At 62.5% G+C, this 23797-nt stretch carries 21 protein-coding genes; 7 read left to right on the top strand and 14 right to left on the bottom strand.

The features are described from left to right. Positions 1–242: 242 nt before the first annotated feature. Both J7E24_RS16425 and cdd read right to left on the bottom strand, forming a co-directional pair. Positions 243–887, bottom strand: a complete 645-nt coding sequence (locus J7E24_RS16425) for an alpha/beta hydrolase (RefSeq protein ID WP_215139207.1) — start codon at positions 885–887, stop codon at positions 243–245. Positions 888–1023: 136 nt separating this feature from the next. Continuing rightward, positions 1024–1518 (bottom strand): cytidine deaminase, encoded by a 495-nt coding sequence (gene cdd, locus J7E24_RS16430; protein WP_215139208.1) that lies wholly within the window; start codon positions 1516–1518, stop codon positions 1024–1026. Positions 1519–1680: 162 nt separating this feature from the next. Here cdd and J7E24_RS16435 point away from each other — a divergent pair, with 162 nt between their 5' ends. The 3 genes from J7E24_RS16435 (at position 1681) to J7E24_RS16445 (ending at position 4802) form a co-directional block, all read left to right on the top strand. Next, positions 1681–3045, top strand: a complete 1365-nt coding sequence (locus tag J7E24_RS16435) for a saccharopine dehydrogenase family protein (RefSeq protein ID WP_215139209.1) — start codon at positions 1681–1683, stop codon at positions 3043–3045. Positions 3046–3089: 44 nt separating this feature from the next. Beyond that, positions 3090–4037, top strand: coding sequence for a hypothetical protein (locus J7E24_RS16440; RefSeq protein ID WP_215139210.1), 948 nt, complete (start codon positions 3090–3092; stop codon positions 4035–4037). Positions 4038–4100: 63 nt separating this feature from the next. Continuing rightward, positions 4101–4802 (top strand): ABC transporter ATP-binding protein, encoded by a 702-nt coding sequence (locus J7E24_RS16445; RefSeq protein ID WP_215139211.1) that lies wholly within the window; start codon positions 4101–4103, stop codon positions 4800–4802. Positions 4803–4846: 44 nt separating this feature from the next. Here J7E24_RS16445 and J7E24_RS16450 read toward each other — a convergent pair whose 3' ends face one another. The 7 genes from J7E24_RS16450 to J7E24_RS16480 form a co-directional block, all read right to left on the bottom strand. Continuing rightward, positions 4847–5569, bottom strand: coding sequence for a tRNA1(Val) (adenine(37)-N6)-methyltransferase (locus J7E24_RS16450; RefSeq protein ID WP_215139212.1), 723 nt, complete (start codon positions 5567–5569; stop codon positions 4847–4849). Between the two features lie 89 nt (positions 5570–5658). Next, on the bottom strand, positions 5659–6114 hold the full coding sequence (gene rnhA / locus J7E24_RS16455; RefSeq protein WP_215139213.1) for a ribonuclease HI: 456 nt from the start codon (positions 6112–6114) through the stop codon (positions 5659–5661). A 153-nt stretch (positions 6115–6267) separates the two neighbouring features. Continuing rightward, the gene (locus tag J7E24_RS16460) at positions 6268–8067 is read right to left on the bottom strand and encodes a chloride channel protein (protein WP_215139214.1); all 1800 of its coding nucleotides are present in this window, start codon (positions 8065–8067) and stop codon (positions 6268–6270) included. Between the two features lie 91 nt (positions 8068–8158). After that, positions 8159–8983, bottom strand: coding sequence for a mechanosensitive ion channel family protein (locus tag J7E24_RS16465; RefSeq protein WP_215139215.1), 825 nt, complete (start codon positions 8981–8983; stop codon positions 8159–8161). 140 nt (positions 8984–9123) lie between these two features. Beyond that, complete coding sequence (locus J7E24_RS16470) at positions 9124–9570, bottom strand: hypothetical protein (RefSeq protein ID WP_215139216.1); 447 nt, start codon at positions 9568–9570, stop codon at positions 9124–9126. Next, positions 9543–9863, bottom strand: a complete 321-nt coding sequence (locus J7E24_RS16475; RefSeq protein ID WP_215139217.1) for a hypothetical protein — start codon at positions 9861–9863, stop codon at positions 9543–9545. Before J7E24_RS16475 ends, J7E24_RS16470 begins: the two co-directional genes overlap by 28 nt. Positions 9864–9975: 112 nt before the next feature. Beyond that, positions 9976–10410 carry a nucleoside deaminase gene (locus tag J7E24_RS16480; protein WP_215139218.1) on the bottom strand — a complete coding sequence of 145 codons (435 nt, stop codon included), beginning with the start codon at positions 10408–10410 and terminating at the stop codon, positions 9976–9978. A gap of 62 nt (positions 10411–10472) precedes the next feature. On the opposite strand from J7E24_RS16480, the gene J7E24_RS16485 reads away from it, so the two are divergent. Further along, positions 10473–11012 carry a hypothetical protein gene (locus J7E24_RS16485; protein WP_215139219.1) on the top strand — a complete coding sequence of 180 codons (540 nt, stop codon included), beginning with the start codon at positions 10473–10475 and terminating at the stop codon, positions 11010–11012. A gap of 3 nt (positions 11013–11015) precedes the next feature. Here the strand turns inward: J7E24_RS16485 and J7E24_RS16490 are convergent, their stop codons facing one another. Next, positions 11016–14120, bottom strand: a complete 3105-nt coding sequence (locus J7E24_RS16490) for a PD-(D/E)XK nuclease family protein (RefSeq protein WP_215139220.1) — start codon at positions 14118–14120, stop codon at positions 11016–11018. Between the two features lie 188 nt (positions 14121–14308). Between J7E24_RS16490 and J7E24_RS16495 the strand changes: the two genes are divergently transcribed. Beyond that, positions 14309–14812 carry a vitamin K epoxide reductase family protein gene (locus J7E24_RS16495; RefSeq protein ID WP_215139221.1) on the top strand — a complete coding sequence of 168 codons (504 nt, stop codon included), beginning with the start codon at positions 14309–14311 and terminating at the stop codon, positions 14810–14812. 60 nt (positions 14813–14872) lie between these two features. Here J7E24_RS16495 and J7E24_RS16500 read toward each other — a convergent pair whose 3' ends face one another. From J7E24_RS16500 to J7E24_RS16515, 4 genes are all read right to left on the bottom strand, one after another. Further along, complete coding sequence (locus tag J7E24_RS16500; RefSeq protein ID WP_215139222.1) at positions 14873–16126, bottom strand: TCR/Tet family MFS transporter; 1254 nt, start codon at positions 16124–16126, stop codon at positions 14873–14875. Between the two features lie 221 nt (positions 16127–16347). Further along, a complete protein-coding gene (locus J7E24_RS16505) occupies positions 16348–19845 on the bottom strand; it encodes a UvrD-helicase domain-containing protein (protein WP_215139223.1) in 3498 nt (1165 codons plus the stop codon). A gap of 36 nt (positions 19846–19881) precedes the next feature. Next, a complete protein-coding gene (locus J7E24_RS16510; RefSeq protein ID WP_215139224.1) occupies positions 19882–20607 on the bottom strand; it encodes a hypothetical protein in 726 nt (241 codons plus the stop codon). A 48-nt stretch (positions 20608–20655) separates the two neighbouring features. Continuing rightward, on the bottom strand, positions 20656–21090 hold the full coding sequence (locus tag J7E24_RS16515; RefSeq protein WP_215139225.1) for an acyl-CoA thioesterase: 435 nt from the start codon (positions 21088–21090) through the stop codon (positions 20656–20658). A gap of 261 nt (positions 21091–21351) precedes the next feature. On the opposite strand from J7E24_RS16515, the gene J7E24_RS16520 reads away from it, so the two are divergent. Together J7E24_RS16520 and J7E24_RS16525 are read left to right on the top strand one after the other, a co-directional pair. Continuing rightward, complete coding sequence (locus J7E24_RS16520; protein ID WP_019947277.1) at positions 21352–21543, top strand: cold-shock protein; 192 nt, start codon at positions 21352–21354, stop codon at positions 21541–21543. 335 nt (positions 21544–21878) lie between these two features. Then, positions 21879–23795 (top strand): DEAD/DEAH box helicase, encoded by a 1917-nt coding sequence (locus J7E24_RS16525; RefSeq protein ID WP_215139226.1) that lies wholly within the window; start codon positions 21879–21881, stop codon positions 23793–23795. Positions 23796–23797 lie beyond the last annotated feature (2 nt).

Genomic DNA, 23797 nt, shown 5'->3' on the forward strand with positions numbered 1-23797 from the left:
ACCGCGCGGGGCCGGCAATGTGTTAGAGGAAAAATAAGGGTTTCCTCGACCGGTGGGGGGGGGGGGGGGGGGGGGGGGGGGGTCTTCCCGCCCCGCCGTTTAGACTATTGCTGTGGGGGGGGCGGGAGGGGGGGGGGGGACACCCCCCCGCCCCTACACCGCCCGCCGCAACCTGAGTTTGCAAGTTCAGTAAGAGGGCGCCTTAAGTAGCCCCAGTTTTCTGCAGCGCCGAAAATACAGCTCTACACTGCCAGTGCCAGCAGCGTCTCCCGGTCCAGCGTATGCGTACCGACAAAACGGATCAGCGTTGGCTCAACGCCCAGCCGGCGCAGAAAATCCTGCTGGTTCTGTAGATCATCGGTTTTGATGAACTCATCCTCGGTGCCGCATACCAGCGTAACGCGCAGGCCCTGCAGCAGGCGGGTAGCCACCGAGAAATCCATATCGGGGGGGAAGGCGCCGGCCCAGAGGATTAGCCGGGCCGGGCGGAATGGCGCGCGGGCCAGCCAGCGGCTAATGGTGGCTGCTCCCTGCGAGAAGCCCAGCACTGTAACGGCCGCATCGGGGGCCACCCGAGGCAGAATAGTGGCTGCCAGTTGATTGAGGTAAGCCACATAATCGTCGATTTCGGCCAGCCGATTCTCTTTGGTCATCCAGGTGGCCCCTACCCGGCCGCCAGTGCCGTTGAGGTAAAAGCGCGACAATCCTTCGGGCGCGATAATGACCAAGTGCGGGTCGGCGGCCACCAGGTGGGCGAAATGTCGTACGAAATAGGCCGCCAGCTGTCCGTAGCCGTGCGCTACAAACCACACCCGCCGCGTAGCCGCCGACAACTCGCCTAGTTGCTGATAGCGGGCCGTGCGTGCAACTGTAAGCAAGTGTTCCATAAAGCAATAAAGAGCGAAACGGCGAGCTAGCACCCAGACAACCGGATGATGCACCCGATAGCCTTCCGGGCCGCCGATACTGCTTTCAGAGCCTTTGCAATAAGTGTTTTACCTGAAAAATCAACCTGCCAATGCCCTATTTCAACTTCGGCAGGTCGTCGGCACTGAAACCGAAGGGAAGCAGGGCGGAGAGGGAGGAGAAGCGGTAGATAGCGCCATCGGGGCCGGGTAGCAGCAACGGAATGGGCTGCTGCTGGCGCTGCTCGTACTCGGCCATTACCTGGCGGCAGGCTCCGCAGGGGTTGGCCGGCCCAAAGTTGCCACCGGCGGGGCGGGCAGCTACTGCCATGCCCACAATGCGGCGCTGGGGCTGCGAAACGGCCAGCCCGAACAGGGCAGTGCGCTCGGCGCACAGGCCCGAAGGATAGGCCGCGTTTTCCTGATTGGACCCCCCGAATGTGGTGCCGTCATCGAGCAGTAGCGCCGCGCCTACCTGGAAGTGGGAGTAGGGAGAGTGGGAGGTGGCAGTGGCAGCCCGGGCAGCCTGCCAGGTGGCCGTTTCGGCAGGTGTCAGATCGGCTTCGGAGGCCAGTATGTCGGCCGTAATGGTCAGGGTGAGAGTGTGGGCCATGCAGGGCAAAGGAGCGGGTGCCGCAAGTGGACCCGGGAAAGTGAAAAGGGGCGACTAATGTACGGTTTTTTGCGAGAATAGTCGAAAAATACGGCACTGAGTGATTTCAAACGCACTCAGTGCCCGTTTCCCTATCTTGCCGCCCCACCCAATCACCCACTTATGGCGCGTATTCTGCTGCTGGGAGCCGGCCGTTCGGCTTCCTCGCTTATTAACTATCTGCTACACCACGCTCCCACTGAAGGCTGGCGGCTAACCATAGCCGACGTACAACCGGCTCATTTGGCGCCGGTGCTGGCCGCGCACTCGGAGTATGCCCGGGCTGTGCCATTTGATGTGCATGATGAGAGTCGGCTGGAGGAGCTTGTAGCCGACGCCGACGTGGTGGTGTCGATGCTGCCGGCGTTGTTTCATGCCCCGGTGGCGCGGGCCTGCGTGCGGCACGGGCGGCACCTGGCTACGGCCAGCTACGTAAGCGACGAAATTCGGGCAATGGGGCCGGCAGCCGAGGCGGCGGGCGTTACGCTGCTCATGGAGTGCGGCCTCGACCCCGGCCTCGACCACATGTCGGCCATGCGCGTGCTTGCCGACATCCGGGCGCAGGGCGGCCGGGTTACCTCGTTCAAATCGTATTGTGGGGGACTGTTGGCCCCCGAGGCCGAGGCGGGCAACCCCTGGCGCTATAAGTTTACCTGGAACCCGCGCAATGTGGTGCTGGCAGGGCAGGGCACGGCCAAATTCCTCGAGCAGGGCCGGCTGCGCTTCATTCCGTACCAGCAGCTTTTTACGCGCCTAGAAACGGTAATCGTACCCGGCTTCGGCGAGTTTGAGGGCTACGCCAACCGCGACTCGCTCAGCTACCGTGCCCCGTATGCGCTAGCCCATGTGCATACTATGCTACGCGGCACGCTACGCCGGCCGGGCTACTGCACCGCCTGGCACCAACTGGTACGCCTGGGCCTCACCGACGACAACGTGCAACTGGGCAACCCCGCCAGCCTTACCTGGGCCGAACTGGTAGCCGCCTACCTGCCGTTGCCCACTACTGCTGGCCAGTTGCTGCCAGCCCGCGTGGCAGCGCACCTAAACCTGATGCCCGACTCAGCGGAGATGCAGCAACTCGGCTGGCTGGGGCTGTTTGATGAGGTGCCGGTAGGCCAGGCCAATGCCACACCGGCCCAGCTGCTCGAAAAGCGGCTGACCGAAAAGTGGGCGCTGGCCCCCACCGACCATGACATGATTGTGATGCAGCACCAATTTGAGTATGAGCTGAACGGGCAGCTACACGGCCGCAACTCGTCGGTGGTGGTGCTGGGCGATGACGCGATGCACACAGCCATGGCCAAAACCGTGGGCCTGCCGCTGGGCATGGCCGTGCGGCGGCTGGCCACCGGGAAGCTGCTGCAGCGGGGGGGGGTTATCCCAACGTTGCCGGAACTCTACGAGCCAATCCTAGACGAGCTGGCCGCAGAGTATGGTATTGCTTTCGTGGAGGAAGAAGTGCGTGTTCCGGGCGCGCCACAATAAGCGCCCAGCGTCCGAGTTATAGCATCCGGACAAGCCAACTCGCTATGCACTATTACCTACGCCTGCGGGCCCGGCTGCTGGGCCGGCAGCTACGCGAACTAGGCTGGTGGCGGCTGCTGATGTTGGGGGCGCTACTGGGACTGGCGGCGGCCCGGGCGCTTTTCACGGCTGCCGCTCATCCTACACTGGCTTGGGTGGTGCCGCTGGTAGTGGTCCTGTTCGTGCTTAGCCTGCACCGCCGCCGCGCCGACTTACCCTTTTTGCACCTTAGCGCGCCCGGGTTCCGGGTCTGGCTGGCGGCGGAATGCGCCCTGGGAAGCTTGCCGGTGGCGCTGGTGCTACTGGGTTGGGGCCGCGTTGGCCCGGCTTTGCTGACGGTAACTGGAGCAGCAATGGTTGCACTGGTACCGGCCGCGGCTCTGTCCGCCAGCCGGCAATGGCGGCCAACTTGGTATCGGAGCGTGGCCTTTGAGTGGGTGAGTGTGGGCCGCCGGCCGGTTCTGGGGCTGGCGTGGCTGGTGCTGCTGGCGGTAGCCATCGTCACCCGCGCCAGTAGCACCGGCCCTGCGCTGGCCGTGTTGGCCTGGCTGCTGCTCACGCTTGATACCTATGGCCCGGCCGAGCCCTGGAGTTGGTTGCTGCCCGCTATGCGCACACCGGGCGCCTGGTTGCGGCAGCGGCTAGGCTGGGGGCTGCTGTATTTCGGCCTTACAGTGGCTCCGCTAGCAGCCGTACTGGCCAACGGTCCGGCCGGGGTAGCCGGTACGGGGCTGGCGTTGGGCTGGTGCGCCGCCGTGCTAACGATGGTTGTGCTGGCCAAATACGCCTTTTATCCGCACGCCACGCTGGGCCGCCTCACGCAGGTCGGGGCTGTGGTGGTGGGGATGTCGGTGCTGGGCAGCAACCCGGCCTATCTGGCGCTGCTGCTGGCCTGCTTTCTGGGCCTGCTGCTGAAAAGCCGGAGCCGATTGGAGCAGTACCGACAGGAATAAGATTGTCAGAAGAAGGGTTCCTCTGGCAACTCACAACCGGCAATAGACAATTCAGTACAAAATATGATAGCAATCGAAGGACTGGGTAAGGCGTTCGGCACGCATACCGTGTTGCACCACATCGACCTAGAACTGCGGCCGGGCACGCTGCACGGGCTGGTGGGGGCCAACGGGGCGGGCAAAACCACGCTGTTACACTGCCTCTACGGCCTACACGCCGACTACCGCGGAGCGGTGCGCGAAACCGGCGGTCGGCCCATCCGCCAATGCACCGGCCTGCTGCCCTATGAGCCCTATTTCTACCCGCGCATCACTGGCCGCGAGTACGTGGAGTTCTGCCTGCAGGCCCGCGGCTGGCCGGTGCCCAGCCTCGCGGCCTGGAACGAGTTGCTGGAGTTACCCCTCGATCAGTACGCAGAAGACTACTCGGCTGGCATGAAGAAGAAGCTCGCTTTGCTGGCGTTGCTGGTCCAGGATTTCCGCTACCTCGTGCTCGACGAACCCTTCAACGGACTCGACCTGAGCGCCAACCTGCTGCTCATGGAAGTGCTGCGCCGCCTACGCCAGCAGGGCACCGGTATCCTGCTGACCTCGCACCTGCTAGGCTCCCTCACCGAACTGTGCGACGAAATTACGGTGCTGGCCGAGGGCCGGGTGCTGCGCCATTATCCTGCCACCGACTTCGCCCGCCTGCCCACCGACTTGCTGGGCCAGTTGCATCAGCAGAAGCTGGCAGCACTAACGTCCCTGCTGCCACTCATCTAAGCCAGCAGGGACGTTAGGGCGTCGAGTCTAACGCTCCTATAATCCTATAGCGCCAAATAAAACGGACCCAGCCGCCCCCGAAGCCAGGACATATAGGCTTCGGAGTCCGGCTCGTGCAGCGGTAAATCCTGCTCCTGCACCGCCGTAGGCTGTCGGCTGAATTCCATGATATGGCGCAGCGGCTTGCTGGTGGCGCGGTGTCGAAGCACCAGCCGGGTTGTCGGAAACAGGCCTGTAGCGGCGGCCTCGCGCTCAAATTCCTGCATTTCGGGCGGCGGCAGCAGCACTGTAAGGCGACCGGTGGGTGTCAGGAAGTCGGCGGCGAAGCGGGTCAGCTCGGCGAAGCTCAGCGTGTCGGTGGCGGCGTGGCGGGCGGTGGTGCGCCGGGCGTCGGGCGAGCGGAGGGCGCGGCGAAAAAAGGGCGGGTTGCAGATGATGTGGTCGAAGGGCCGGGGGCGGGCGGTGGCCAGTTGGGCCAGCGGCTGCGCGTGCAGGTGCAGCCGCGCCGCCCAAGGGCTGGCCGCGAAGTTGGCGGCGGCCTGTGCTGCTGCTGCTTCATCCAGCTCCACGGCTTCGATGGTAGCCGTGGGGTTGCGCTGGGCGGCCATCAGGGCCAGCAGGCCGGTACCGGTGCCAATGTCGAGTATCCGCGCTGCCCCTTCCACAGCAGCCACGGCGCCCAGCACGCAGGCGTCGGTGCAGACCTTCATGGCGCAGGCTGCCTGCTCGATGCGGAACTGTTTGAACTGGAAGTAGGAGTTAGCCATTTTGGGGTTGCCAGTTATGACTTGCCAGAGAAATTGTCATTCTGAGCGCAGCGGAGCGAAGTCGCAGAATGACGTTCTTATCCTAATCCCTACCCAAGCGCCTCGTAGCCCGCGTCAATCAGCAGAGGGCCGCGGGTGGCGCTGCGCACGGCCAGCTGGTCGCACCGCTCGTTTTCGGGGTGGCCGTTGTGGCCCCGCACCCAGCGGAACTGTACCGTGCGCTGCTTGTATATTTTGATGAAGCGCCGCCACAGGTCTTCGTTAGCTTTCTTACCAAAATCGGCTTTGTTGGCCCAGCCGAACACCCACTTTTTCTCCACCGCATCTACCACGTAACGCGAATCCGTAACGACCATAATAGGCAGTTCGGGCCGGTTAATGGCTTCCAGGCCCACAATCACGGCCAGCAGCTCCATGCGGTTGTTGGTCGTCAGGCGGAAGCCCTCGGTAAGCTCCTTCTCGTGGGTGCCAAAGCGCAGAATGGCGCCGTAGCCGCCCGGCCCGGGGTTGCCCCGCGAGGAGCCATCGGTGAACAGGTAAATCAAGAGTAATGTGCGAAATGTGAGAAATGGGGCTTGAATGTGCAGAACGTGCCGCACAGGCGCGAAGAAAGGGCCCGCAAATTACAGTAAGATGACGCGCCAAGTTTCAACACTTCTCATTTTCTGCACTCCAGCCACATTTTAGCCATATGTCCGTCACATTCCTTGCTCTCCGCTGTCTTTCAGCAGCTGGCGGCGGTAGTTGGCCAGGATGGTGGATTTGAGCAGGAACCCCAGGTATCGGTCGTCGGCGTCGAGCACGGGTAGGGCCCAGGCATCGAGCTGCTCCATGCAGCGCAGCGTGTCGAGCAGCGTATCATCGGGGCGAACAATGGCCAGCGGCTCGTCCATCAGGTCGCGTACGCGGGTAGTGGTGTAGTGGGCGTCGTCGAAGAGGGCGTGGCGAACGGCATCGAGACTAACCACCCCCAGCAGCCGGCCTCCGTCGTCATAATCGACCACCGGAAACAGGTTGCGCGACGTGTTGCGGAAAGTCTGTACCAGTTCGCCCAGCGTGTCGTCGGGCCGTACGGGTTGGAAATCGGTTTGCAGCAGGCTTGTCACGTCGAGTAGGGCCAGCAGGCCCCGGTCGCGGTCATGGTTCACGTACACGCCCTTTTGCACCAGCTTGCGGGTGTACACCGAGTACGGCTCGAAGTAGCGCGTAATCAGGTAGGAGCCCGAGGTAACGAGCATCAGCGGCACAAACAGGGCATAGCCGCCGGTTATTTCGGCAATCAGGAAGATGGCCGTGAGGGGGGCGTGCACCACCCCGGCCAGGGTGCCAGCCATGCCCAGCACAATAAAGTGTACTTCTGAAATCGGGTACAGACCGCTTAAATTGATGAGGCGCGCGAAAATGAAGCCGCACAGCGCCCCGGCAAACAGCGACGAGCCAAACATGCCGCCATTGCCGCCCGAACCAATGGTAATGGTGGTGGCCACCACCTTCAGCAGCATACTGCCCGCGGCCACCAGCAGCACCAGCCAGGCACTCTGGTCTTTGAACACATCGAAGAGCGAGCCATTTACGAGCTGCTCGGAGTGGCCTCCCAGCAACTGCTGCACGCTGTTGTAGCCTTCGCCATAAAGCGGTGGAAACAGGAAAACCAGCCCGCCCAGCGCCAGCCCGCCGAACACCACCTTCCAGAAAACGCCGGGGTAGTGGGCAAACTGCCGGTCGGCCCAGAAATACACCCGGATCATATACACCGAAAGCAGGGCCGTAAACAAGGCCAGCATCAGGTACAGCGGCACGGCATCGACGGGCCAGCTGGTGGTGATGAGCACGAAGGGCTGGCCCGCGTACAGGGCCTTCGACACCACGGTGGCCGTGGCCGAGGAGATGAGCAGCGGCACGAAATACGCCGCCGACAGCTCGGAGAGCAACACCTCAACGGCGAACAGTACCCCCGCAATGGGCGAGTTGAAGATGGCCGCAATGCCGCCCGCCGCGCCACAGGCCGTGAGCAGGCGCCGCTGCCTCCGCCCGATGCGCAGCACCCGCGAGGCGTTGGAGCCAATGGCCGCGCCGGTAACCGAAATGGGTGCCTCCAAACCCGCCGACCCACCGAATGAAACCGTGAGGAACGACGACACAAGCTGCGAGTACAGCTTGCTGCGCGGCACGATGCTGCCCTGGCGGGCCACGTTGTATATCACCGGCCCGATGCCCCGGCCCAGGTCGCCGCCCAGGAAATAGCGCGTAAACAGCACCGTAAGGGCAATGCCGATAATAGGGTACAAGGAGCTGCTGAACACCTGATACTGCGGGGCAACCCAGGCATTGAGCAGCCCCTGCGTGTCGTGTACCAGGGTTTTGAGCACTACCGCCGCCAGCCCCGCCAGCACGCCAATCAGAATGCTCACCAGAATCAGGTAGGCCCGGTCGCTGATGTGGCGTACGCGCCACAGGAGCAGCGGCAGCAACAGCCGATGAATGGAGTTCTGGGACATAGGCAGCGAGGGCCGCAAAAAAGGCCCGGCAGGCAGGATTCTGCAACCTAACGAAAAGCGCGCTCGGTTCGCCTATTTTGCCCCAAGTATGTTAGCCTGTCAGCGCCGGCACGCTCAGGCCGGCTCCTACCAGCTCCTGCTTTACCTGCTGCATCAGGCGGCTTTTAAGCTGCAGCACGCCCCGGCGGTAGTCGTTCGAGTCGCCCCAGAAATACACCCGCAGGTCGACGGTCGTAGCAGATGCCTTTTCCAGGTTCACGTAGGGTGATTTGGCGCCGGTCTGTACCTCGGGCACGGTTTGCAGGTAGTCGAGGATAATGCCCGTGGCCACGGCCGGCGTATCGGTAGGCGCCAGCTCCACGGTCAGCAAAAAGTCCATGCGCAGGTCGCCGTCGCGGGTGTAGTTGGTAAGGGGCTCCTTGAGGACCATGGAGTTGGGCAGGAAAATGTGCTTGCCATCGAAGGTGCGAACCAGCGTGGTGCGCAGGTTGAGGGCCACCACATGGCCCACCAAATCCTTTATCTGTACCGTATCATCAATATGAAACGGCCGGTTGAAAGCCAGAATGACGCCGGCCAGGAAGTTCTCGGCAATATCTTTGAACGCGAAGCCCACAATGAAGGCCGACACGCCCGCCGCGCCCAGCAGACTACCCACCACGCCCGTGAAACCGAGTACATTCAGGGCTACCAGCAGCGCAATCAGGCCCAGCACCCACTTGCTTATCTGGGTCAGGAAATCGGCCAGCAGCGGGTCGGCGGAGCGGCGGTGCAGGCGGCGGCTGAGCAGCGCGCTAAGCCGGCCGGCCACGAACAGGCCCACCGCCAGCAGTACCAGCGCAATCAGCAACTTGGGTAGTACAAACAGAAACTGCTCCCAATAGGCAAGCAGGATGTGGTGGAAGTCGGTGGTCATAACGATAAGAAGCTGTGAACCGGAAGCCCAAAACAGACATAAGCCGGCAGTGGCCGAAGGCAACGGAAGGCCCCGTTGGCGAGGTGCCAGCGGGGCCTGAATACGCTCTATACGGGCAAGCGGGCCGGCGGGGTGCGGGGTTAGGCAAGCGGGGCCGCCGGCCGGTTCAGCCAGCAACCAAATACCAGCCCGCCCAACGCGTAAGCCAGCACGTCGCGCCAATCGGCGGTGGCGCGGGCATCCAGGTAGGGCAGCAACCCCTCAAACCACAGGCTGAATACCAGCCAGGTGCTGAACACCCAGGACGTAGGCAGCACAAAGGCCGGCCGACGGAAGTAGTAGCGGCGTAGCAGCCACAGCTCCAGCGTAAGTAGCAGCGGCAGGGCCAGCGCGTCGGCGAGGTGGGCGCGCAGCAGGGCCGGGGGGCGGGGCCACCCGGCCACCAGTGGGCTGCCGGTTTTGTACAGGATGAGTGCCAGGTAAATGGCCACGCCGGCCACAAACAGCGGGTGGCGCAACTCGGCCGGTAGCCGGCGACGACCACTCATCCGGCCGCCACTCATCCGGCCGCCACCGTCACCAGCCACACGAAAAAGGCCATGAGGGCCCCAAAAGCCAGTTGCCCGCCCCGGATGATGTACTTGAAAAACTTGATGACCGGGTTGTCGTCGGGCTTGATTTCGATGAGCATCAGGCGGTCGGAGAGGGGCGCGTCGGCCTGCTGCTGGCGGTGCTCATCGGCGGCGGCGCGGTGCGGCTCCAGCTCCTGGCCGCAGTGCTGGCAACGGTCGGTGGGGCGCTGCTGCCACTCGGTCCAGCGGCCGCAGTGCGGGCATTTTTTGGTGGCGGCGAATGGAGTGGTAGAGTCGGGCGTGGCCATGCTATGGTATGCTTGCTGTGCTAATATAGAGCGGGCAGGAGGGTCTGCCAGATGCTACTTACGCACGTTTGAGCGTTCCGTCACATTCTGCCCCGTTTCCCCGCCCCGATTTCTACAGCTCCATGATGTCCTCGTTCCAAAGCTCGGGCTCCTCCTCGATGAAGCGCTCCATCATGCGTACGCACTCGTAGAGGTCGAGAATTTCCACCTCTACACCGTGGCTTTCGAGGAAAGCTTTCGACTCGCCAAAGGTGCGCGACTCGCCCACGATTACTTTCGGAATTTTGAACTGCACAATGGTGCCGGCGCACATAAAGCAGGGCATCAGGGTGGTGTAGAGTACCGTGTCGCGGTAGGTGCGCTGGCGGCCGGCGTTCATCAGGGCGTCCATTTCGCCGTGCTTGATGGCGTTGCCCTCCTGCACGCGCTTGTTGCGCCCGCGGCTCACTAGCTGGCCGTTACGCACGAGTACCGAGCCAATCGGAATACCGCCTTCCTGGCGGCCTTGGCGCGCCTCATCAATGGCAGCCTGCATAAATTCGTCCATGGTGATTGGGGTCGTAAGTGAGCCGCAAAGGTATCTTCGCCAGTTGGCAAAGTTGATTGGATATGAAAAATCAGTTTGACTTACGGCTGCTAAACATTGGCTGGCTGGAAAATATGGAGGAAGAGCAGGACCTGTGCGCACACGGCCAGGTGCTGGCCCGAATCGGAAATACCGTTGTTTCGGACGCCAGTGGCTCAAGCTGGACAGTAAGCGCAACGGCCCTGTTTCTGTTGCGTACGCTCACCCTCAACCACACGCCCGCCGCCCCCGTCGGCGACCAACTGCTGCCCTGCTGTGGCTTCGCCATGTGGCCCAACCCCGATGATATTTCCGGCGACGTACTGGTATTTGGCTGCCCGAATGGTGTCGACTGGTCGGTAGAGAATACCGCGGGAGGAGTAATATTGACTCCTCCCGAAGGCGCCCAAGTCGTTATAACCAGCCAGGAATACCAGCATACTGTGCTGCAATTTGTGGATGAAGTTCATGCCTTCTATCAAACCAGCAAGCCTAAAGAGCTGCCAACCGACCCAGAAGATGCTGCCGGGTACGCGGCGTTCTGGCGCGAGTGGCACCGGCGTTATCAGCAGGTTGGGGCGTAAAAGCTACCGAGCGCAAATGCCGCGGTAGGCGCAGTACTGGCACTTATCAAGGTCGTCGGTTTTGCGGATGGGCTCTTCGGGGTCGAGCATGCGGCGCACCAGCTGGCTCAGCAGCTCCTCGCTGTGGCGGTTGAAATCCTGGCCCTCAGCCGTCAGGAAGCCCATATCGGCCGACATAGGGCCGGCGGCCAGGTTGCGCAGCGAGATGATGGCCGCGTCGGCGGCGGGGCGGCCCTGCTGGGCCAGCATGAAGCGGTAGAGCCAGAGCTGACGCACCTTATCGGCGGCCGGGGTAGCCTCGGTGAGCAGACGCTCAACGGCCGCGGCTGGCGCTTCGTTGCGCTTGAGCAGCTGCAGGTGCGACTTCTCGACGAGGCCGGTCTTATAATCCACTACCCGCAGGTCGCCGTTAGGCAGCTGGTCTACGCGGTCGGCCTTGCCTAGCAGGCGTACGGCCAGCTTTTCGCCCTCCACAAGCGTCACGAACACAGTCGCATGCAGTTCCTCCTCCAGCCCCTGAATATGCAAGGGTAGGGCGTCGGGCGCTTCGAGCAGGCTTTCGAGGTAGCGCCGCACCAGCTGCTTGGCCACCTGACCCAGCACGTGGTTGAGGCCCTCATCGGCGCGGGCATGGCGGCCGGTTTCTTCCTTGCGCAGGGCTTTGGCCACCATGATGGGGGCCAGCGCCAACAAGCCCGGCACATCGGCGGCTGTAAGGGGCGGGGCCGCCGTAGCCGCCGATTTGCGGCGGATAATCTGCGCGAACGGCGTTAGCAGCTCCTCCAATGCATCGTGCACGGCCGTCCCGAATTCGGCCGAGTCCAGCACCTCTTCTACTTCCTGGTTTTCCTTGAACTTGGCAATCCGCTGGAAATAGAATTGCAGCGAGCAGCCCAGGTACTGGTTGAGGGCCGTAGGCGAGAGGCCTTTCGTAAGCAGCTCCCGCAGCGCCAGCAGCATTCCGGCGTCTTTCTCCAGCACCAAATCAGTTGTCTGTTGCTGGTTGTCAGTTGTCAGGCCCACTTTGTCTGTACCTGCCGGGAAACCACCGTCAGTAACTGACAACTGACAACTATCAACTGACAACTCATCAGCCGTTACGGTCAAATCCAGCAGCTCCAGCTGCGGGTTCTGCAGGGCCAAATCGTTTTCGAGCTGCAGCAGGAAGCGGCTTCGCTCGCCGGTGCGGGTGCCCTCGGCGCCGGGCAGAATGTGCAGCAAATCGACCTGACTGGCGCGCTGCAGCAGGCGCCAGAACTGGTGGGCGGTGGCGGCCTCGTGGTCGGCGTAGGTGGGCAGGCCAAAGGTGGTCAGCACATCGTACGGAAACAGGGAGCTGTGGCGCTTGGGGGCCGGCAGTACGTTCTCGTTGCAGCTCAGGATGATAACGTGGTCGAAGTCGAGGGCGCGGGTTTCAAGCAGGCCCATCACCTGCACATCGGCAATCGGCTCGCCGCTGAACGGCAGGCGGGTGTTGCGCATCTGCTCGTACAAAAACCGCCGGAACGAGCGCACCGACAGCCGCTGCTCCCGGCAGTCGAACACCGAGTGCAGCCGCTTGATGAGCGTATAGAACAGATACAGATACTCGGCCTCGATGGCCGAATGCTGGTCCTGGTAGGCCTTTTTGAGCAGGTCGATGAGCGTCTGGCAGGCGGCTACAATATCGTCGCAGTTGTTCCAGGTGGCAAACAGGGCCGTGAGCAGCGGGTGGCCCTGACCCAGCTCGACCAGCTCCTCGGCCGGTAGCAGCACCGCGTGACGCTGCACAATGGCGCGGCACACCTTATCGAGCAGGCCCTGCTGGGTTTCGGGCGTATCGGGCTGCTTGTCGAGCCAGGTCTGGTAACGCCGCAGAAACGGGTGTTGCAGCAGCTTGCTCACGGCCAGGTGGTGGTAGCGGGGCACGCCGTAGCCGGTTTCCTGCGAGCCCTCGCGCACACCGGTCAGGTGCACTTCAAACAGCAGATCCACGAGGTTGAACAGGGGCGTGCTCTGGAAATTGAGGCCCATCGTGACGTTGTACTCGGGCACCTCGCGCGGGGGCAGGCCGTGCAGCACGGGCAGCAGCAGCGTTTCGTCGGGCAGCACCACGGCTACTTTGGCGGTGGGGTTGGCCTGGCGGGCGGCGGCCAGCAGCTGGCCGGCCAGCTTGCCCTGCATCGAGGAGTTGGCCACGCCCACCAGCCGCACCGTGCGCGGCAGCTGACGCAGCAGCTCGGCCGGACCACCGAAGTTTTCCCAGGGCAAATCGAGCCGTTCCTGGTACTGGCGCAGGTGCTGGCCGGCGCGGTTGGGCGAGCCGGGCTCGAGGTAGAACGCGTCGCCGTCGAAAAACACCTCGGCCCGCCGGGCCTTGCGCAGGTGGCGGATAAGCCGCTCTTCCGCCTTCGACAAAAAGCCCAGGCCCACGAACACGTGCCGGGGTAGGGTTTCGCCCGCCTCCAGCTGCTCGCGTACCCGGCGCTGGGCCAGCCGGTAGGCCAGGCCGGGGTAGGCCAGCCGGTCGCGGCGCATGCGCTTTTTCAGGCGCAGGTACACCTTGTCGAGGTCGTCCCAGAAGCGGAAGTAGGCTGTGGTGCTGGCCTGGGGCTGATACTCGGCGCCCAAATCCCAGCGCTCCAGCGCCTTGGCTTGGCTCAGGTACTCGAATACCTTGCGGGGCGAAGCCAGGTTCTGGTCGAGGCTCGAAAAGTCCTGCAGCAGCAGCGCCGACCAGCCCACGAACTGGTCGAAATCCAGCTGCGGGTCGATGTCCTGCAGAATCTCGAACAGCAGCAGCTGCAGGGCAATCGGCTCCTCGACGCGTACGCCGGCCAGCTCCACCATGTAGTCTTCCATCGAAGCCACCCGCGGGCTCCACACGGCCTGCCCGGCTTCGGCGGCCAGGCTCAGCTCGTTCTGCAGATACACCACCGCCCGCCGTGTAGGTACCACCACCACCAGCTCCGACAGCTCGCCGCCGGGCCCGCCGTACTGGGCCACCAGCTCGCGCGCCACCCGGGTCAGGAAAGGCGTAGCATCGGGGCCGGGAGGGGTGGCAGGGATAGAAGCGGGGGCAGTAAACAGGGGCAGGTCGGGGAGCAGCGCGGCAGATTCGGTTTTCATGTTCAGTAAAGATACCGTGCTGCCCGCTACAACCCTAGCGGCCCGCCGCCCCAGGCGGCACCCGGGCTGTAGCTCGGAGTCTACCGAAACTCGGTTCCTACCTGATGCGTAGGCGAAATTATTGCCAATGTTGGCCTATGGCCCCTGTACGGCCTGTTCCTATACGTTTTTCACCAAATTTTGCCCCTATGAACCCTACCCAACTCAGCCACGAACTCCGCCTGGGCCAGAGCCCCGATATGAGCCGCCGCCGCTGGATAATCGGCCTCTCGCTGGTGGGCGTAGCCGCTGGCCAAATAGTGAGCCTCTACCAGACCGGCCTCATCCACCACCTGCCCGACCCGCCCGTAGGCCCCTTCAACTCCGACAAAGTAGATGCCTCCGACTACGCTTACAAGCGCCTCGATACGCCCGACGCGCTGCCTATGATTGTCACCTACGGCCTCACGGCCGCGCTGGCCGGGGCCGGCGGCCTCACCCGCGCCACCGACAAGCCCCTGCTGCCCGTGGCAATGGGTGCTAAAGTGCTCTTCGACGTGCTCAACACCGTGAAGCTGGGCCGGGAGGAATGGCAGGAAAACAAGGCCCTGTGCTTCTACTGTCAGGTAGCCACGGTGGCCTCCGTGGCCTCGCTGGCCCTGGCCGTACCCGAGGCTTTAGAGGGTCTGAAAAAGCTGTTGGGAAAGAAGTGACTAACTCTTCCGCACAACCGGGGCCCGGCCTAAAGTTTGGGGCCCAGTTGCGCGCAGGGGTCAGGTGTTGGCTGATTCGCTGGTTGCCGGCGCGACGTAGGTCGCCAGTGAGCGGGCGGCCAGCGCCACGCTGATGAGGGTAAGCACAGCCGCCAGAATGAAGGGCGCGCCGGGGAAATACACCGGGGCCGCGGGGCGGGTGAAGTAGGAGAACAGGCTTGTCATGAGCACCGGGCCTACGATGGAGGTGAGACTCATCAGGCTGGTGAGGGCCCCTTGCAGCTCGCCCTGCTCGTTGGCCGGCACCTGGCCCGAGATAATGCCCTGCAAAGCCGGGCCGGCAATGCCGCCCAGGCAGTAAGGCACCAGAAAGGCGAACATCATCCAGCCCTTACTGGCAAATGCGAACAGCACGAAGCCCAGCGCATACAGCAGCAACCCCCAGTACACCGACCGTTGGGGCCCCAGCACCGGGTTGATGCGTCGGATGAGCCCACCCTGCACAACGGCCACCAGCAGCCCAATGGTGGCCAGCGAGTAGCCCACCCACTTCTCGCTCCAGCTGAATTTCTCCATTACGTAGTACGTCCAGGTGCTTTGGGTGGAGTGGGCAGCTACGTAAAGGAAGAGCAGCGAAGCCACCAGCCCCAGAATAACGGGGTAGCGCCCCAGCATCCGGAGGCTGCCGATAGGGTTGGCCCGCTTCCAGGCAAACGCCCGCCGCCGCGTCAGGGGCAACGATTCGGGCAGCACGAAGTAGCCGTATACCACGTTGAGCAGCGTGAGACCCGCAGCGGCCAGAAACGGCAGCTGGTGGCTGTATTCGCCCAGCACCCCGCCCATCAGCGGCCCCAGAATGAAGCCCAGCCCAAACGCGGCGCCAATCAGGCCGAAGTTCTGGGCCCGGTTTTCGGGCGTCGATACGTCGGCAATGTAGGCCGAGGCCGTCGTGACGCTGGCCCCGGTGATGCCCGCAATGGCCCGGCCCACAAACAGCCAGGCCAGGGTGGGCGCGAAGGCCAGAAACAGGTAATCGATGCCGAAGCCGAGCAGCGAGAACAACAGCACCGGCCGCCGCCCAAATTGGTCGGAGAGGTTGCCCAGCACCGGTGAAAACAGGAACTGCATCACGGCGTAGGCAAACACCAGCCAGCCGCCCACCTGCGCCGCCTCACTCACGGAGCCACCAGTCAGGTGCTGAATCAGCTTCGGGATGACGGGAATAATGATGCCGATGCCCGTCACATCCAGCAACAGCGTAATAAAGATGAAAGTCAGGGCCGAGCGGGGCGCAGGCGCAGCAGTGGGTTCCATGAAAGCGGCAAAACGAGCGGGCCGTAAAGGTAGGCGGTGGCGGGGCGGCGAATGAGTGAATGGGTGAATGAGTGAGTGGGTGAAAAGAACTGTCATCCTGAGCGGAGCGAAGGACCTTATCACGCCTGAATAGCCAAGCCTGCTTGTTTTATGCGATAAGGTCCTTCGCTCCGCTCAGGATGACAGAACAATTCGCTCCTTCACCCATTCACCGCCCCGCCTCACGCCTCCCACTCCACCACTTCTTGGGTATCGAAATAATACAGCACGCAGCGCACCTGCTCGAAGCCCAGCTGCCGGAACAGGGCGGCGTACTGCTGCAGGGGCACGCGGTGCCGGTATTCGGCGGGCGGCAGCTTGAAATCGAGCAGCGTTACGCGGCGGCCCGAGCCGTCGGGGGTGGTTTCGAACACGATGCGGTCGGGCTTGTAGTCCTGCTTGCGGGTGCCGCCCACCAGAATTTCACGCTCGGCCTCGGCCGCCACCTGGGGGCCAAAGTAGTGCGCAAGCCGCGCATCGTTGGTTACCTCGCGCAGCTTGGCCAGCAGCGCGGGGCGCTCTTGGAGGCTGATAAGGCCCTCGGCCGCGAGCTGGGCCGCCACGCGCTCTACATCGGTGGCCTGCCGTACGCGGCGCAGGGCGTAGTGCAGGCGGCGGTTCCACTCGCGCTGCTCCTGCTGCTCATCGAAATCGAATACGGTATTGGCATGCCGCCGCAGCCGCAGCCGCTGCTCCCAAGGCGTGCTGGTGAGGTTGGTGAGCAGGAGCTGGTTGCTGGTTGTCAGTTGTTGGTTGTCAGTTGTTGGTTTTTGGCTCGTTTGCTTGTTGGCCGAAGAACTACCCGCTAACAGCTCTAAGCTATCAGTTGAAGAAGATAACGTGTAGGCCATCTGCTCATCGTTCCAGTGGCCGGTGCTTACCAGGTAGCGGTGCAGCAGCTCGGCCACTGTGCCGGCCGTTTTTTCGGAGGCGTTTTCGCCGTCGGCCTTGCTGTTGGCTTTGGTGGGCTTGGGCTTTTTGCTGATGACGTAGAGGCGGTGCTTTGGGCGGGTAAAGGCCACGTAGAGCATGTTGAGGCCCTCCAGAAAGGTTTTTTCCAGTTCCTCGGTGTACTGGGCGGCCAGGGGCGTGAGCAGCAGGTCCTGCTTCTGGTTGAGCACGGCCACGCCGGGCATCTCGGCCACCGGGCGGTCGGCTACCTCGGGCAGCCGGCCCCAGAGTAGCGTGCCCGCAAACGGCTGCAGCGACCAATCGGCAAACGGCACAATCACCACGCCGTAAGCGAGGCCCTTGGCCTTATGCACCGTGGTAATAGTCAGCGCGTCGCGGCCGGCCGGGGCATTGATGCTCAGGCTACTCTTCTTCTGGTCCCAGTAGGCCAGGAAGTTGTTGAGGTTGTTGCCGTAGCGCAGGCTGTACTCCAGCGTCAGGTCCAGAAACCGGAACAGGTACTCGCGCTCCGCCGCCCTGTCGAGCAGCCCAAACAGGCCCAGCAGCCGCTCGGTCAGCTCATACAGGCCCAGATTGCCGGTTTCTTTCTCCCGAAGGTCGTAACCCAGGGCGCGCAGCTCCTCAAAAAACGGCTCGGCCGACGCATCGTTGGCCAGTTCGGCCCAACGCCGGGCCCGGTTGGGGGTGGGGGCGTGGCCGCGCACCACGCGGTCAACCAGCAGCAGGGCTTCGGCACGGGCCAGCGTATCGGCGGGCCGGTTGAGCACCCGGAACACGGCCACCAGCAGGTTCACCACCTCGGCAAACTCCAACGACAGCGAATCGGCCGAAATGATGTTGTAGCCCCGCTCTTTCAGGAATTTGGCGGTGCGGCGGCTGTTGCCGCGGGTGCGGCAGAGCACGGCAATATCCTGCAGCCGGTAGCCGTCGGCCAGCGCCTGCTGCACCAATTGCAGTGTCAGGTAGAGCGTGCTTTCGGCGTAGTCCAGGGTCTGGCCGGGCAGGTAGCCGGGCAGCGGTTCGGGCATGAAGGTGCCCTGGTCCGCATCGTAGCGGGTGGCGGGCGCGTCGTTGTCGGTAAACAGCAGCTCCACGTGGGCCCGCGCCGCCGCGCTGCCGACCGGACTCTGCTGGGTGAAGTCCGCATCAAACAGGCTCTGCACCAGCGGCAGCGCGGCGTGGGTGGCGCTTACGTGGCCGAAAAAGGCGTTGTTGAACTCAATGATGTCGCGGCCCGAGCGGTAGTTCACGTTCAGGTTGCGGGCCTCCAGGGCGGGGGTGATAGTCTGGTAGCGGTCGGCCAGGCGCTGGCGGGTTTCGGGGGCGGGCACCCGGTCGTAGAGGTGGCTGGTTTCCTTTTTGTACAGGCGCAGAATCTGCTCCATCTCGCCGCCCCGCCAGCGGTAAATGGCCTGCTTGGCGTCGCCTACGGCCAGGTTCAGGTGGCCACTGCCCAGCGCGTTTTCCACCAGCGGCAGCAGGTTGTTCCACTGCAGCACCGAGGTGTCCTGAAACTCGTCAATCAGCAGGTGCTGGTACCGGTCGCCCATGCGCTCATACAGGAACGGTACCGGCTCGTGCAGCACAATCTGGGCAATACGGCGGTTGAATTCGGCAATCAGCACCACGTTCCGGTCGCGGCTGAGCTGCTCCACGGCCTTGCTCAGCTCGCTCAGCAAGCTCACCTGAAACACGTAGGGGAGCATGCCGGCCGCCAGCAGGTAGCTGGGCAGCAGCCGCGCCCGAATCTCCTGGAGGCGCTCGAAAACGTCCGTCAGGACCGGCGCGGTTGCGTCGACGGCCGCCCGCAGCGGCCCGGTTTTGGCCTTGCCGCTGTACCAGACGTTGGTTTCCACGGTTTTGAGGGCAGTAGCCGTCGGGAAGCTGGCGTCCTTGGCCGGAGCCTCCAGCCAGCGGCGCCAGTTCTGGAAGTGGCCGAAGACGCCGCCCGTGCCGCTGGCCAGGTGCTCGGCCTGCAGCCCGGCGTCGGCCAGCGCGTCGAGAGCCAGGGCGGCCGTTTGCTGCACCAGCGCCTCAATTTCGCGCTGTCGGGCCCGCAGACCCTCATGCAGCCGCCGGTAATCGGCCAGGCTCAGTACCTGCAACTGCTGCATGGCCTCGTGCACCGGCTCGCTCAGCAAAAACTGCCCAAACTCGACCAACTCTTCGGGCAGGTTGTTCCAGCTCTTACCTTCTTCCGCTTTATTAAGCGCAAAATCGGAAATGGTGCGCGACAGCAGCTCGGCGTTCGGGTCACGGTTCACGCGATCGAGCACCAGGGCCACCGCGCCCTGCAGTACCAGGGAGCTGTCCAGCTCCACCTCAAACGTGGCCGGCAGCCCCAACTCGCGGGTAAAGGCCGTGACAATTCGCTGTACAAACGAGTCGATGGTGCTTACCGCAAAGTCGGCGTAGTGGTAGAGCGCCAGCCGGAATGTGGCCGCCGCCCGCTCGCGCAGCACCCGCTCGCGCTCTTCGGCCGCTTCCAGGTGGGCCAGCGGCCCCTCGGCGGCTAGCTCCTGAGCAATATCGGCCAGCAGTGGGTCGTGCTGGCCCTCGGGCAGGCGCGCAAACTGCCGCAACGCCCCCAGTATCCGCTGCTTCATCTCGCCCGCTGCGTCGTTGGTGAACGTGATGGCCAGAATGCTTTTGAAGTAGCCCGCCTCCTCTGAGCCCAGCGCCAGCTTCAGGTATTCCTTGGTCAGCTGGTAGGTTTTGCCCGAGCCAGCCGAGGAGGAGTAAATGCGGAAGGTGGGCTTTGAGGGCATGGAGGGAACGAGTAAATACCAAAGGTATAAAGGGCCCTACTTCTCCTCAGCAGATTGAGCCGGAGCGGAGGGTGGGGCCTCAACGGCTACCTTAGCGGCACCGGCGCGCGCCACCATCACCTGCCGGCCTATATCAGCTAGGTTGCGGCTTTCGTAAATTTTCATGGCCGTTGATACGTCGATGGCCTGACGGGTCTGATCGTCCAAATCGAACGTAAGCGTAATAAAATTCAGGTGTACGCCTAGGGGCTCCAGCACCTTATTGGATTGCAGCAACAAGTCGTTCTCGATGTCAGCCTGGTCCAGCTCCACAATGTCCTCGTTCAGAAAAAGGGCCTTGCTCACATCCCGGATGCGCTTATCAATAACTACGTTCTCCGCTCCTTCGAAGGCCCGTGGGTTTAGGGCATCTTCGCTGTCGGCATCGGCATTGGCCTTGCCCAGAAACTTAGCCTGCCGGATAAATACCAGCGGGTCGATAATAGAGTAATCGTAATCGATGTGGACGGCGGCCCGCACCCGGTCTTTCAGGTTAGTGATAAAGCGGCTGTCGCCCTGCATAGGGAAGTTGGGGATGACGACCTTCATAAAGCAGGGGTTCATAGTGCCTTTGGGTACGGCATTGCCAGCGGCTATCAGCTCCCATTTTTTGCCGCAGTCGTCCGATACAACTACCTGCTGGTTGGATTTGGCGTAGTTGCAGCCATTCAGCAGCAGCGTGGTAGCTGCCGAGCTTATGAGGGTAAATACAGAAATACGCATGGTGCTTGGAAAGCAGGAAGGAAGGGCGAAGCCCGCGCAAGATAGTTATTATAGGGGCTGCTGTACCGGCCCCCACAAGTAGTCCCGCATCCCGGCCTCAATGCGCAGAGGCCGCTTGCTGATGGGGTCCAGCAGCACCCATTGCGTCTCGGCTTCGCAGAGCAGCTTGCCGTCGGCGGCGCGCTCGATGCGCACGAAGCGCTGGCACTGGGCGCCGCGTACCTCGCCAATCCAGGTAGTGCAGCGTAACTCGTCGTGTAGCAGGGCCGGGTGGCGGTACTGGATGCGGTGCTCGCGCACCACCCATATATAAGAGTGGCCGGGCGTGCCGGGCGGGTAGGCGGCCTGCCAGTGCGCGGCGGCCGTGTCCTGCACCCAGCGCACATACTGCACGTTGTTGGCGTGGTCGAGGTCGTCGATGTCGGCGGGCTGCACCGTGAGGGTATGGGCGAAGCGGAAGGCGGGGGTGGCGGGCGTATCCATAGCGGCCAAAGGTACGGCAGGTGGGCTGTAGCTTCGCGCCGTTATTTGCCCGCCGGGCAGCCAGAGGCAACGGCCTCTGACACACTAAAATTTAACACTTGACGTTGCGCCGGAGGCTTACTTCTAAAATATACCTGTATATTTGATGCAAGTTAAGAATAAGCGGTTTCGTTGCCCGGTTGTGTTTCTGTCAAAAGATGCGCCAATCAAGCTCAGACAGCTTTTCTTGCTACAAAACATCCATCATCATCAAGAGTACCCATGCAGACAGGAACTGTAAAATTCTTCAACGAGACCAAAGGTTTTGGTTTCATCAAAGTGGACGAGACCGGCGAAGACGTTTTCGTACACGTAACCGAGTGCATCGACGAAATCCGCGACCAGGACAAAGTTGAGTTCGAAATCGCCCAGGGCCGCAAAGGTCCTAACGCTGTTAAAGTAAAGCTCGCCTAAGCGACCTTCTTTTTAGATAGCATAGAAAGCAGGCTCCCTATTAGGGAGCCTGCTTTTTTGGTTGGGGTTGAGACTGGGACTAATTTGGATAAAAGCGTCTGTCATCATTGATTGCCAATCATTATTCGCTTTTCCCGTTAAAAAACCCTACCTTTGCACCCGCATTTGAGAACGGCCACGTTCCGCGCAGCTTCGAGCTGCCTATAGAAACTTGTTGGGCCGGCTTTGTCTTCCGTCCGTTGTTCCGTCACTCGTCGTTGTGGAGAGAGTGGGAGAAGAGCGTCGCTGAATCCGCTGTTTTCAGAGCTTATCTCTCTCACTCCATTAACACTGATATGGAACAGGAAACCCAAAAAACCAAGTTCAGCGAGCTGACGCTTTCTGAAGAAATGCAGCGTGCCATTACCGAAGTAGGCTACGAAGAAGCCTCGCCTATCCAGGCCGGCGCTATTCCAGCCCTGCTCGGTGGCCGCGACGTTATCGGCCAGGCCCAGACGGGCACCGGCAAAACGGCCGCCTTCTCTATCCCCGCCATCGAGCTGGTCGACACCGACTCGCGCGAAGTGCAGTGCCTCGTGCTCTGCCCTACCCGCGAACTGGCGGTGCAGGTATCGGGCGAAATCCAGAAACTCGGCAAGTACAAGCGCGGCCTGGCCGTGGTGCCGATTTACGGCGGCTCCAGCTACGACCGTCAGTTCCGGGCTTTGGAGCGCGGCGTGCAAATTGTTATCGGCACACCCGGCCGCGTGATGGACCACATCGAGCGTGGCACGCTTAAGCTGGAGCACTGCAAAATGATTATCCTCGATGAGGCCGACGAGATGCTCGACATGGGCTTCCGCGACGACATCGAGACGGTGCTCAAAAAGATGCCTGAGCAGCGCCAGACGGTATTTTTCTCCGCCACGATGAGCAAGCCCATCATGGAGATGACCAAGCGCTACCAGAAGGAGCCGCAAATCGTGAAGGTGAACCATCAGGAAATGACGGTTACCAACATCGAGCAGAGCTACTTCGAGGTGCGCGGTCCGCAGAAAAAGGACGTGCTGACCCGCCTCATTGATATGTACAATATCAAGTCGGGCATTGTATTCGCCAACACCAAGCGCATGGTCGACGACATCGTGGGCGACCTGCAGGCCAAGGGCTACTTCGCCGAGGGCCTGCACGGCGACATGGGCCAGCAGCAGCGCCAGAACACGCTCGACAAGTTCCGTAAGGGCACGCTCGAAATTCTGGTAGCCACCGACGTAGCTGCCCGCGGCATCGACGTAGAGAACGTGGAAGTAGTGGTAAACTACGACCTGCCCGCCGACGAAGAGTACTATGTACACCGCATCGGCCGCACCGGCCGCGCCGGCAAGCAGGGCAAAGCCTTCACCTTCGTGAGCGGCCGCGACATCTACAAGCTGCGCGACATCATGCGCTTCACCAAGGCCACCATCAAGCAGGAGCGCGTGCCGTCGTTTGAGGATGTGTCGGAAGTGAAAACTACGCTCATGCTCGCTTCTATTAAGGAGGTAATCGAGAAGGGCAACCTCGACAAGTACGTGAGTCGCGTACAGCGCCTGATCGACCAGAGCATCGACGAAAGCATTACTTCCCTCGACATTGCAGCCGCGCTGCTGAAGATGACGATGAAGGAAGACAAGCGGGCCCAGGAAAGCCTCGACGCCAGCCGCGGCCAGGCTGCGCCCCGCGCCGGCTTCACCCGCCTGTTTGTAACGATGGGTAAGAAAGACCGCCTGCACCCCCGCGACATTGTGGACCTGATTGCCGAAAATACCAGCCTCTCGGCTGCTAAAGTGGGTGACATTGCCCTCTACGACAAGTTTAGCTTCGTGGAGGTGCCCAACGATTTCGTGCAGGAAATCATCGAACAGCTTGGTCGTAGCTCCATCCAGGGCCGTCCGGTAGCATTCAATATTGCTACTCCCGTTCAGGAGGGAGATGCGCAGCAGGAAGGTGGCAACCGCGGTGGCGGCGACCGTCCGCGCCGGGGCCCCGGTGGTTTCGGTGGCGGCGAGCGGCGCGAAGGCGGTGGCTCGTACGGCGGCGGCAACCGCGGCGGCAGCTACGGCGACCGGCGTGAGGGCGGCAGCTCGTACGGCGGTGGCAACCGCGGCGGCTCGTATGGCAATAGTGGTGGCAACCGCTATGGAAGCAGCCGCGAAGGTGGTAACTCGTACGGCGGCAACCGCGGTGGCAGCAGCTTCGGCGGCGGCTACAAAGGCAAGCGTCGCGACGACTAACA

The sequence above is a fragment of the Hymenobacter sp. ISL-91 genome (genome assembly GCF_018613725.1).
GTDB lineage: Bacteria > Bacteroidota > Bacteroidia > Cytophagales > Hymenobacteraceae > Hymenobacter.